Origin of the sequence: Kitasatospora sp. NPDC085879, from assembly GCF_040686255.1 — a bacterium.
Lineage (GTDB): Bacteria > Actinomycetota > Actinomycetes > Streptomycetales > Streptomycetaceae > Kitasatospora.
This window is the reverse complement of record NZ_JBFBJZ010000128.1, coordinates 1-10,911: the sequence shown is the minus strand read 5'-3', so window position 1 is coordinate 10,911 and position 10,911 is coordinate 1. Positions and strand designations below refer to the sequence as shown.

The following is a 10,911-nucleotide window of genomic DNA, read 5'->3' as shown; positions in this document are numbered from 1 at the left end:
TGGGCCAACCCCCTGCCAACCGACGCTCTCGCACGCCTGCCGGCGTGCGAGAGTGCGCGTCGCGCCCACACCACCGCGTGCCTCACAGATCAGCTAGTGCCGGGCTCCTCGACCGGCCGCCCTATAGTGCCCGCTGGAGCAGCGCGCCGGCTGCCGCAGCGGCCAGCGCACCGACCATCGCGCCCTGCCACGCCACCATGCCCTGGCGCCGCGCCCACTGCTGGGCGCGAGCGTGTGCCAGCGACCCGGCCACGGCGACGACGAGCCTCTTCCCGTTCTTGTCCATCGAACTCACCTCCTTCTCCACCGCCCGGCCCGCACACGGCGAGCGCCGACCTTCCTCTGGTTCAGCGCCGCGTTCTACCCTGTTCCTGCGAGCGCATACGGCCACGGTAGAGGCCCGGTATCGGCGATAAAAGGCCTGTTCAGAGGGATGTAAGTTATCGGCCCCGCGGCTGGGAGTACTTCGCTGTGTTGCGAGTTACAGCCCAGAAAGCTGGGAGTTCTCATCGAGAGGATGGACCGCATGGACGAGGCCAGCGCCGACAGCGTGCTGGACGCCGAGGCGCTGCGAAGCACCGCAGCCGCCGAAGGCCACCAGGTCACCGACCGCATGCTGGAGACGTTCCGCAGCCAGCAGCTGCTGCCCCGACCCGAGCGGGGCGCCAACCGCGGCCGCCGCCCCGTCTGGCACTACCCGCCCAGCACTGACCAGCAGCTCCTCGCCCTGCTCCGCTGGCGGGAGCACACCCGCGACGTCGACACCCTGCGCGTCCTGCTGTGGCTCGACGGATACCAGATCCCCACCCGCGCAGCCCGCGAAAGCCTCACCGCCACCCTCGACCGCTGGATGGCCACCCTCCACGACGGCATCGTCCAGCTCGACTCCACCAACAACCGCGACGCCGCGCTGACCGCCGCAGCCGCCACTCTGGCCGGCCGGCGAGGACAGCACACCGTCCTACCCCGCGACACCCGACTCACCGCCGCCCAACGCACCGACGCCGCCGAGCTCATGCTGCGCGCCTTCGTCTTCGGCGAGGACACCGCGCCGGCGGAGGAACAGGCGCTCGTGGTGGAGAAGGCGCTCGGCCTCGCACCCGGCCGGCGCGACAAGGTGGCCGGAGCAGGTCCGTGGCTGACCGGCCCGGCGGCCGCGTTGTTCGATGCCGGCCGCCTGGTGTCGCTCCCGGCGCTGGCCGCCGCGGTCCACGGCGCGGACGACCAGGCACTGGAGGCGGCCCGCACTGCCACCACCGCCCTGTTCAGGGCGTTGCCGCTGCTCGCCCGCCTGCTCACGGCGACGTCGCGCCACGAAAACCCGGCGGGCATGAAGGCCTTCGGGCGAATCGACGAGGACCCGAACTTCGTGCACCTCGCGTTGGCGATGGTCATCGCTCTCCAGAACGCTGGGGGGCTTGCCGCCGATGGCCTCTCCCAGGTCACCGACAGCCTCCACAGTGTCCATGCTCTGGCCGCCGGCCTCGACCAGGTGATGGAGATGCCTCAACCGCAGGTCGCCGCGAACCTCGCCCCTCTCCCACCGGCCACGCGGGACCAGGCCAATCGCCTCATCGACGCGGCGGCCCAGGGCGACCACCACCGGCTTCCCCCGCCGCCCGGGCATCCCCACTGACCCGCTCCCGGGCGCGCAGCCTCTCAGAGGGCGGTGCTCCCGTCGTCGAGGCGGGCCAGCAGGTCGCCGGTCGGCCGGTAGTCGGCCGCCGCTTCCGCTTGCAGCCGGTCGGACGCATCCACCGGCCGGGGCGCTGCGATACGGGGTCGCTTCTTGGCGGGCGGGTTGTCAGCCGCCCATTTCTCCAGGCGGGTGGCGAGCTGCTCCAAGCGGTCGGCGCGGGCGGTGATCTGCTCGCGGATCAGCTCTGCGACTTCCGGCTGGGCCTTGCGGATCCGGACGGCTTCATGGGCGAGACAGGCGGCTTCCCACAGTTCGGCTTCAACGAGGACCTTGATCTCGATGGGGTCGGTCTCGGGCGGGCAGACCGTCTGCACGGCGGTGAGGGCGCGCTGGGCGGCTTGCTGCGCGGGGCGGAGGCGGCGGAGCTGTTCGTAGCCGAGGGCGTCGGTGTCGACGGCGCGACGGCTCCGGACGGCGCGACGGATGCGCAGGCCCGGGAAGAAGAGGCCGTCCGGGTCGAGCCGCAACGCCCGGTGCGTAGATGAAGCGGGCGGTGCGGGTTTCGTTGGTGGCCATCGTTCCTCTGGTGTCAGCGGCAGGCGGCCGGGTGGTCTCTCGGAATGCCGCTACCTTCTCACGCGCCACGGACGAGGCGAAGAGGCCCGGCTTCAGCCCCGGCCTCTCCTGCGGGTCACCAAACTCACGCTGCGTCAGGGTGCTGTTTCTGTCACGTTCGGGATCTGCTTCGCGGCCATCGTTGGCTCCTTGAGGGTCTCTGGCAGCTCCCCGAGCCTGCCTGCCCAGTGCATGCCATACATGGACAAAGGGCGTGACACGAACGGTGCCGAGGACTAACGTCCCCTGCACACGATCCAATCCCCACCAAGCGCGCCCAAGGTGACCACACACCCGGGCGTCTCGGCCGGCCGGCGGAGCAGCAATCGGCCGACCGCGAGAGCGGCCCCGAGGCCCCGCGAACCCCCGTCGCGGCGAGGCCCGGGCCGCTCTCCTTCCTGGCCCGCCCCGCATGCGCGCCGCGTCGGGTCGTTGCCGACCGTGCGTCACCAAGTGATGGGCACAGTGGCGCGGATCAACTGGACCGTCGCCTCCGCCGTCAAGCGGCCACCCTCCCCGCCGATCGACCGGCAGAACACGATGAGCATCTGTAGGGCAGCTCCCCGACGCACCTCGATCGGGGCCGTCTCCCAGAGCTCCCGAGCGGGCGACGCGCCATGCTCCCGGTACGCCGCCCAGACGCCGTAGACGAGACTCGAGACCCGGTCGGGGGTGGCGGCCAGTTTGCGGAGCCTGGCCACCGCCTCGTGCTCACTGAGCCCGGGCCGCGGTCGGCCGACCGTCGGGCCGAGCAGGACCAGCACCCCCTCCCACAACGCGCCCAGCTGCTCCAGGTCGGCCACCAGGTCGAGGCAGGTGTCCGCAGAGGGCGAGGCGATGATCGCCTCGACGGCGCGCTCGACGCGGTCCTCGACGGAGACCGCCGGCACGGAATTGCCGGGCGCAGCCGAGGGGAGGTGGCCAGGGTCGCTGCTCACGGGTCACACCTCCGGGCGGATCCGTACGAAGCGAGTGGTGGCGTGGCGGCCGATACCGGCGGCGACTTCCACGGACACCGGCGGATTGGCCGTGACCAGGTAGGTCCCCGCGGCGCCGGGTGCGGGACGTTGGGGCGAGGTTCGAGATGTGGAGCCCGAGGGCAAAGGTCGGCGTCATCTCCCATGTTCGGCGTCGGTGCGCCACGGTACTGCAGGGTCTCGGCAAAGTGCCGAATCGTCCGCTTGGTCACGGTCTGCGGCGGGGTGGGCCGGTCCGGACGTGAAGCAGGCACGGACTTCCAAGATCATGGAGTTCTCTACGCCCCGTGATCCCGCTGGAAGACCGTGCCTGCCGCTGCATCATCTCTGATCCCGCCTGCCCTTGACCAGCTCCGCGACCATCCGCCGACCGGGGCAGGAGAGCGCCCTGGCCTGCTGGAACGACTCGCCGAGGTGCCCGACCCCCGTGATCCCCGTGGGGTGCGCCACGCCTTGGCGTACGTGCTCGCGCTCGCCGCCACCGCCGTGCTGGCCGGAGCGACCTCGCTGCTGGCGATCAGCGAGTGGGCCGCCGACGCTCCGCCCGAAGTCCTCGGTCTACTCGGCGCCCGGCGCGATCCACTCACCGGACGCCATCCGGCACCCGGTGAAGCGACCATCCGCCGGGTCCTGGCCAGGATCGACGGTGACGCACTCGATCGAGCAGTGGGCCGCTGGCTCGCCGACCGCCAACCGCCAAGCCTTCAGGCCAAGGACCTGCGGGCGGTCGCGGTGGACGGCAAGAGCCTGCGCGGCGCCGCCCGGGCGAGCGGCCGGAGGATCCATCTGCTCGCCGCCCTCGACCACACCACGAGCAGTGTCCTCGCCCAGTTGGACGTCGGCGAGAAGACGAACGAGATCACCTGCTTCCAGCCCCTGCTCGACACCGTCGCCGGCCTCGCCGGCACCGTGGTGACCAGCGACGCGATGCACACCCAGCGCGAGCACGCCGACTATCTGGTCACCGGCCGGTCCGCGCACTACATCGTGATCGCCAAGGGCAACCAGAAGAAGCTCCGAAAACAGCTCAAGTCCCTCCCCTGGCATGCGATCCCCTTGCAGGGGCGCACCCGGGAGACCGGGCACGGGCGGGGCGAGACCCGCCGGATCAAGGTGGCCACCGTGAACAACCTGCTCTTCCCGCACGCCCGCCAGGCGATCCAGCTCAAACGCCGGCGCGTGAACCGCAGGACCGGGAAGATCACCATCAAGACGATCTACGCGGTCACCAGCCTGCCCGCCGACCGGGCCACCCCCACACAGCTTGCCGCCCTGATCCGCGGCCACTGGTCCATCGAGGCCCTGCATCACATCCGCGATGTCACCTTCGCCGAGGACGCCTCCCAACTCCGCACCGGCAACGCGCCCCGAGCGATGGCCACCTGGCGCAACCCGACCATCGGCGCCCTCCGCATCGCAGGTGTCCACGGCATCGCCACCGCCCTGCGACGCAACGCCCGCGACCCGAAGCGGCCACTCGCGCTCCTCGGTCTCACCTGATCAAAACGGACATCACGCCACTTTGCCGAGACCCTGCCTTCCCTCCGCAGTGGCCTGCGGCAACTTCGCGGCCGGCGGCCGTGCAATCCGCGGATGCCGGCGGCGTCGGGAAATATGGGAGCACTGGGAACAAGGAGCAGCAGAGGACTGTTGGCATGCCCGCGACATGTTCGGTGTCGTGATGCGACGAAAGGACGAGCCGATGAAGGTACGCAACTCGCTTCGAGCGCTGAAGGCCAAGCCCGGGTCTCAGGTCGTCCGCCGACGCGGGAAGACCTACGTCGTGAACAAGCGGGACCCGCGGCTCAAGGCACGTCAGGGCTGATCGGTCGGGTGCTCGGGCTGCGGGCGGGCCGCCGGATCACCGCGGTCCGAGCGCCCGCGACGGCCCCGGCCCCGAACGTGCGCGCCGCCCACCGGTGGGGCGCACACCCCGAGCGGACGCCGTCCGCTACTCGGCCCAGGGCTCGAAGCCGGTGTCGAGGACGGCGTTCAGCGAGGCGCGCAGCGCGGCGGCCTCGTCGACGCCGAAGGCGGTCTCGAACCTCGCCTGCACGTCCCGCCAGAGCGGCGCCGCCTCGGCCAGCCGGGTCTTGCCGTCCGCGGTGATCGCGGCGATCCGCGCCCGGCGGTCGGTGGGCGCGGGCTCCACCGTCACCAGGCCCTCCCGGGCGAGGGGTTTGAGGTTCGAGGCGAGGGTGGTGCGGTCCATGGCGATCGACTCGGCGAGGCTGGTGATCGTGGTCTCGCCATGCGTGTTCAGCACTTGCAGGATGCTGAACTGGGTGGACCGGAGTCCGACCGCGGCGAGGGCCTTGTCGTAGGTGGCGCCGAGGTACCGCGCCGCCTTGCGGAGGGCGAGGTTGTTGCACGGGGGGGCGGTGTTCGCCGGCGCAGGTGTCATGGTCTCCTCCAAGCCTCCGCCCTCAGGATAGGAGCATGTGCTCCCACATGCGAGAGTCGCCTTGCCGCTCCCCCAATACGAGCATATGCTCCTATTTATCGATGGTGCACTGCCGCGGCATACCGCGGCACCCGCACCGACGCCCCACCAGGAAGCCTTGCCATGGTCACCGCCTCCACGTCCGCACCCGAGCACACCCCCGGATCCGCTGCCACGCCCGAACCCGCTGCGACCCCCGCCCCCGCCGCCTCTCCCGAGCGCCGCCGGGAGACCGTCGGCCGGCCGCCGGTGCGGGCCTGGCTCCAGCCGGTCGTCATCGCGCTGGTCGTCGCCGCGGCCTTCATTACCTCCTACGTGGGCCTGCAGCGCGACCCGCAGCCCCATCGGCTGCCGATCGCCGTCACGGGGTCCGTCCTGGCGGACCAGGTGGGCCGGGCGCTCGGCGACAGCGTCGAGGTGCACCCCGTCGCCGACGCCGCAGCCGGACGCCAGGCGGTGGAGCACGGCGACGTGGTGGCCGCGCTCTTCGCCCACGGGCCCGACCGGCTCGGCCTGCAGACCGCGGGGGCCGCCGGGACGTCCACCACGACCGCCGTGACGCGGCTGGTGAACGCCTACGCCCAGGGCGCGGGCGACCGGGTCAGCACGGTGGACGTCGTACCGCTCGCCCACTTCGACGCCCGCGGCGTGGCCGGCTTCTACATGGCCTTCGGCGTGACCCTGGCCGGATTCGTGCTGGGCTCGAACGCGCTCGGCCTGACCGCGCTGCTGCGGCTGCGCCACCGGTTCTGGCTGCTGCTCGGCACCTCCGCGGCGATCGGCACGGTCGGCGCGGTCATCGCCGGACCGGTCCTCGGGGCGGTGCCCGCTCCCGTCCTGCCGCTGGTGTTCACCCTGTCCCTGCTGGCCGCGGCGGCGGCCTTCACCACCAAGCTGCTCGGGACCTACCTCGGCCCGGTGGGCATCCCGGTGGCGACGCTGCTGCTGCTGACCGTCGGCAACGCCACCAGCGGGGCGACCATCGGTGCCGACCTGCTGCCGGGCGCGGCCCGCGCCGTCTCGGCGTTGCTGCCGCCGGGCGCGGCCGTCCGCGCGATCAGCGACCTGAGCTACTTCGGCGGCGCCCACCTGGCCGGTCCGGTGGTCACGCTCGGGCTCTGGGCCATCGTCGCCGCGCTCTTGGTCGGCCTGCGTCCCCGGTTGACCCGGCGCCGGACGGCCGCCACCGCCTGAGCGGGGTGCCCGGGCCCGTCAGCCCAGCACGCGGAGGGTGGAAGGCGCCGGCCCGAGACGGAACGGGCTCCATCCCTCATGGGAGTCGCCGCACGGGAGTGCGACTTGCCCATTCCCCCAAGGGTCGCTCTGTGCGGGCCGGGTCGTTCCCGTGGACCGGTCGGCGGAGTGTCGGCCGGGCACGTCTGTGATCAATCCCGTCCCGCGGCGCACCACCATCCCATCCGGCGGCCGCCCGAAGCGCGAGACACCAGACCGCACCGCACGTCGGACCGCCGGGCGCGGCCGCGGCCCGGGGGGTGTCGGCCTGTCGGCGGCAACCGGACGCGTGGTGCTGTGCGGTGCGGTGCCGTACCTGGTGGGGTGGACCGGGCGCGGACAGGGGGAAGGTACTGGGGACGGGGCTCGGGATCGGGAGGGGCCGGGGGCGCCCTGGCCGTCCGGGCTGTACGGGAAGGGGGGCGGGCGTGGCATTCACCGCGATGCACGCGCAGCGGGGCCGACTGGATGCCAGCCGGGACGACCTCGGGTGCGGCTGGGCCTGGGAAGCCGTCCACCGGGCGCGCCCACGCGTGCCGCTGGCCTGCCCGGAGTGCGGGCACGGCATGCACGCCAAACGCTCCCCCACCCGGATCCGGTTCTTCGCCCACGACGCCGGGGCGCCGCGCTGCGCGCTCGCCGGGGAGTCGATGGAACACCACCTGCTCAAGCTGCAGCTCGCCACCGAGATCCGGGCGGCCGGCTGGTCCGCCGAGCTCGAGGTCCGCGCACCGCACGGCACCTGGCGGGCGGACGTGATGGCCACCTCCCCCGACGGCGGTCGCCGCATCGCGTGGGAGGCGCAGCTGTCGGCGATCACCGAGGACGAGATACGGGCGCGCACCGCACGCCTCGCCCGTGACGGTGTCGCCGTGTGCTGGGTGGCCACCCGGCCCCGGCCGTGGCTGGGGTCGGTGCCCTCGATCCGGGTCACCGCGCCCGGCACCGCGCCGGACGGCGGGCCGACCGGTTGGGAGGTCGCCGCGGGCCTCGCCCGGTTCCAGGTGCAGGCGTGCAGGCGGTGGTGTGCGTGCGCGCGGGGACACGGCGACTGGCAGAGCGTCACCCCGGCGCTGGGTGACTTCGTGTCGTGGGTCCTCGCGGGCCGTATCGCGCCGTACCGGGCGCCCGCGGACGGGAGGTACCGGCTGCGCGCGGACGGGCGGCCGTGGCAGGGGCACTGGAGCGCTCCGGCCTATGCGGCGACCGCGGCCGAGCACGACCGGGCGGACCGCGAGGAGCTGGCCCGCGCCGGGCAGGCCGAGCGGGAGCGGGAGGCTTCGCTCGCCCGCCGCGAGCAGGCCCGGCGCCGCGAGTCCAACAGCCACGCGCACCGGCTCCAGGGCGGGGAGGCCGTGGAGGCGTGGCGCAACAAGCTCACCATGGTCCGGCGCTGGAAGCTGGAGGACGCCGCGGCCCACTGGGCGGCCGAGACCAGCGCAAGCACTCCTTACCTGGACCACGGCGCGTTCGCCGACCCCCACTGGGGCGGCGGGGTGCCGCTGCTCGTCGACGGCGCGCCGTACGCGGTGCTGCGCCCCTACCCTCCGGCCGCCAGCTGGGAGGAGCTGGCCGGCCTGGTGATCCTCACCGCCGATCCGGCCGAGCGGCACTGGACGATCAACTACGCGCCCGACGACACCCAGGTCATCGACCTGTCCCCACTGGTGATCGCCTTGAGAACGACCTGACCTCTCGTCACTGGCCGGACCCTGTGGTGGCGAGAGCGGCGGCAGTCCGGGGCGGGTCGTCCGGGCCGCGAAGAGCACAGGCTCCGTGACCGGCTTGGGGCCCCTGCTTCCCGGGCGGCCCGGATCCTGGCGGCGATGTCGCCGGGCAGGCAGCGGGTGGATGCCGCCACCCAGGCGCCGGTGTCGTCGGCCCCGGCCGGGGCGTGGCCGGTCATCGATGCCTCCCGACGGCCGGGCACGCCGATTCGGGCCAGATCGTGGCGACCACGCCCCGCCCGACAGCAGGCACTCCGTGCGCCAGGTCCAGCAGCAGAACACCGTCAAAGAGCCATCGGATCCATACCGCCGCCGCGGTCGGGCGAACGAGCGCAGCGGTACGCGCGGTCGGCCGGTAGCGCCGGTGCCCTGCGGAGAAGCTCGTCATCTCCCGCCTGTCCCACGCTCCACGGCCACCCAACCCCGGCACTACCCCGACGGGGCAGCACACCAGGATGCGCAGAGGCCGGGTGTCTCCCTCAGCCTGGCTGGCCGGGGCCTTCGGAGGGACGACCTGGGGGAGGCATTCCCGTTCCGTTACCGCTATTCCGGCTTACGGATGCTGGTCAACCGCGCCGACCGGTACTACCTCCTCCCGGTCGGATGGCAGGCCTACACCGACGCCGTCTACGTCATCCGGGAAAGCGCTGACACACGCGTGGAGCCGATGCCGGGAACGCAGCCGTAGCCGCCGTCGGACCGAGCGCCGGGCGTACGGGCCGACCGCCTTCGCACGGGCTCGCGTCGCCGCTTCCCACAGGTTCACGGACCCACACGTCTGTGGAGCAGACCTCCACGCCGCGATCCGGCTCTGTGGGCTGATCTCCCGAACACAGGAGGGTGTCGAACAGACCGAGGCCCCGGCGGACAGCCGGCCGCAGACCGATGGCCCGGGGCAGCGGTCCGGCGAAGTGCTGGTGCGTCAACGACGGCCGCGGGTGCAACTCGCACGGCGCAGCTGCGGCTGACGTCCCGTGTGCGGACTGCCGCAGCGAGCGGGAACTCGGGCCGGTTGACGCACCCGAGCCCCGTGCGGGTGGCGCGCATCGTCGCGGATGCGGACTCGGTCCGCCGCCTCGAACCGAGCACTTCGCCACCGGCGACATCCGCTACGGCGCCCATCGCTGCCCCGACCTCGGCCGGATCGACACCCGCGCTGCATGCCGGGCCGCGCTCCGGTCAGCAGTGGAAGGTCGGGCTGGTGTAGTAGCCGATCGCGCTGGGGCCCGAGGTGATGCCCTCGACCCAGATGCAGTGGCCGGAACCTGGAACACTCACCGGACCGGCGTAGTAGCGGTAGTTGTCGCTTCCGTCGGGCCGGTTCTCGATGCTGGTGCAGGCGGAGCTGCTGCCGGGAGTGTCCTCGCGGCACTCGATCAGCCGGATCGAGATGAAGCCCGCGGTTCCGTACAGGCTTCCGGCCTTGACGTTGACCGCACAGTTGCGGCCCGTCGAGCTGTCCCAGAACAGGTGCACGTGGCTCAGCACCTGGCCGCCGTAGGCCTTCACCGCAAACGGGGAGTCGCTCACCTCGGTGCCCGAACACCCCCAACCGCCGGCCGCCGCCGGGGTGGCCGTCGAGACCGTGATGCCGCCAGCCACCGCGAGCAGCGCCGCTGCCGCCACCGCCATCCGTCGTGCGATCGTGCGCATGTAATCAGCCTTCCATCAGGGTCGGACGCGACGCGCGCCATGATCGTCGACCTCCGTATCGTCCCGGTAGCGGGACCGGAGCCCCGCCGCCGTCGCCCGGAACACCACGCCCATGCCCGCACCAGCGAGTTGCAGACCGACGGGGGCGGAGCGACGCCCGGCGAAGGGGCGCAGCAGGGCGCAGCAGGGCGCAGGTGGGGTGCCGGCGAGCGGCACCGGTGGCGATCGGCGGCCGCGTTACCTCCGCGATACGGGCTTTGCCAGTCTGCTCACCACAACCGACCCGGAAGCGCCGCCACGCCCCGTACGCACCGCGCGCCTCCCCCTTGCCCCTGGCACGCCCCCGTTCGGAACCGCTGGCACCGGCAGGACGCGGCCAGGACCGGGCGCAACGAGCCCCACAGGATGGAGTGAACCCGAGCACACGTCGACGAAGCGAGCCGCTGCCCGTCTCGGCACCCTGGCCCTGGTGGCGGGCGCCGCCGCCACCGCAGTGCCGACGGCCGCGCAAGCCGCCGGCTACAACGGCGTCTGCGGTTCGGGCTACACCGTCATCGACCACCGCGACCTCAACCTCGGCGGCACGGTCTACCTGACCTACAACAGCAGCAACGGCAACAACTG

General features: G+C 72.6%; 10 protein-coding genes and 1 pseudogene. 6 read left to right on the top strand and 5 right to left on the bottom strand.

Going from position 1 to position 10,911, the window contains the following annotated elements; all coding sequences use genetic code 11:
• Positions 1-121: 121 nt before the first annotated feature.
• A complete protein-coding gene (locus AB0P35_RS40215; RefSeq protein WP_363521211.1) occupies positions 122-286 on the bottom strand; it encodes a hypothetical protein in 165 nt (54 codons plus the stop codon).
• Between the two features lie 240 nt (positions 287-526).
• Between AB0P35_RS40215 and AB0P35_RS40210 the strand changes: the two genes are divergently transcribed.
• Positions 527-1,636: a hypothetical protein gene (locus tag AB0P35_RS40210; protein ID WP_363521208.1), complete on the top strand. Its 1,110-nt coding sequence runs from the start codon at positions 527-529 to the stop codon at positions 1,634-1,636.
• Between the two features lie 23 nt (positions 1,637-1,659).
• On the opposite strand, the gene AB0P35_RS40205 is transcribed toward AB0P35_RS40210, so the two are convergent.
• Positions 1,660-2,166, bottom strand: coding sequence for a hypothetical protein (locus AB0P35_RS40205; protein ID WP_095877525.1), 507 nt, complete (start codon positions 2,164-2,166; stop codon positions 1,660-1,662).
• 534 nt (positions 2,167-2,700) lie between these two features.
• A complete protein-coding gene (locus AB0P35_RS40200) occupies positions 2,701-3,192 on the bottom strand; it encodes a hypothetical protein (protein ID WP_095877526.1) in 492 nt (163 codons plus the stop codon).
• Between the two features lie 492 nt (positions 3,193-3,684).
• On the opposite strand from AB0P35_RS40200, the gene AB0P35_RS40195 reads away from it, so the two are divergent.
• Positions 3,685-4,731: an ISAs1 family transposase gene (locus tag AB0P35_RS40195; RefSeq protein WP_363521205.1), complete on the top strand. Its 1,047-nt coding sequence runs from the start codon at positions 3,685-3,687 to the stop codon at positions 4,729-4,731.
• Between the two features lie 202 nt (positions 4,732-4,933).
• Positions 4,934-5,056, top strand: coding sequence for a type B 50S ribosomal protein L36 (gene ykgO, locus AB0P35_RS40190; RefSeq protein WP_095878111.1), 123 nt, complete (start codon positions 4,934-4,936; stop codon positions 5,054-5,056).
• 126 nt (positions 5,057-5,182) lie between these two features.
• Here the strand turns inward: ykgO and AB0P35_RS40185 are convergent, their stop codons facing one another.
• Positions 5,183-5,635 carry a MarR family winged helix-turn-helix transcriptional regulator gene (locus tag AB0P35_RS40185; RefSeq protein WP_363521202.1) on the bottom strand — a complete coding sequence of 151 codons (453 nt, stop codon included), beginning with the start codon at positions 5,633-5,635 and terminating at the stop codon, positions 5,183-5,185.
• 162 nt (positions 5,636-5,797) lie between these two features.
• Between AB0P35_RS40185 and AB0P35_RS40180 the strand changes: the two genes are divergently transcribed.
• Positions 5,798-6,868, top strand: a complete 1,071-nt coding sequence (locus AB0P35_RS40180) for a hypothetical protein (protein ID WP_363521199.1) — start codon at positions 5,798-5,800, stop codon at positions 6,866-6,868.
• 467 nt (positions 6,869-7,335) lie between these two features.
• Complete coding sequence (locus AB0P35_RS40175; RefSeq protein ID WP_363521196.1) at positions 7,336-8,598, top strand: competence protein CoiA family protein; 1,263 nt, start codon at positions 7,336-7,338, stop codon at positions 8,596-8,598.
• A 1,215-nt stretch (positions 8,599-9,813) separates the two neighbouring features.
• Here AB0P35_RS40175 and AB0P35_RS40170 read toward each other — a convergent pair.
• Complete coding sequence (locus tag AB0P35_RS40170; protein ID WP_095877547.1) at positions 9,814-10,287, bottom strand: hypothetical protein; 474 nt, start codon at positions 10,285-10,287, stop codon at positions 9,814-9,816.
• 514 nt (positions 10,288-10,801) lie between these two features.
• On the opposite strand from AB0P35_RS40170, the pseudogene AB0P35_RS40165 reads away from it, so the two are divergent.
• Positions 10,802-10,911 (top strand): annotated as a pseudogene (locus AB0P35_RS40165) (spore-associated protein A); the annotation flags it as partial.

Coding starts and splice junctions, on each gene's coding strand:
- AB0P35_RS40215 (WP_363521211.1), bottom strand. CDS start 286: ATGGACAAGAACGGGAAGAGGCTCGTCGTCGCCGTGGCCGGGTCGCTG.
- AB0P35_RS40210 (WP_363521208.1), top strand. CDS start 527: ATGGACGAGGCCAGCGCCGACAGCGTGCTGGACGCCGAGGCGCTGCGA.
- ykgO (WP_095878111.1), top strand. CDS start 4,934: ATGAAGGTACGCAACTCGCTTCGAGCGCTGAAGGCCAAGCCCGGGTCT.
- AB0P35_RS40185 (WP_363521202.1), bottom strand. CDS start 5,635: ATGACACCTGCGCCGGCGAACACCGCCCCCCCGTGCAACAACCTCGCC.
- AB0P35_RS40180 (WP_363521199.1), top strand. CDS start 5,798: ATGGTCACCGCCTCCACGTCCGCACCCGAGCACACCCCCGGATCCGCT.
- AB0P35_RS40170 (WP_095877547.1), bottom strand. CDS start 10,287: ATGCGCACGATCGCACGACGGATGGCGGTGGCGGCAGCGGCGCTGCTC.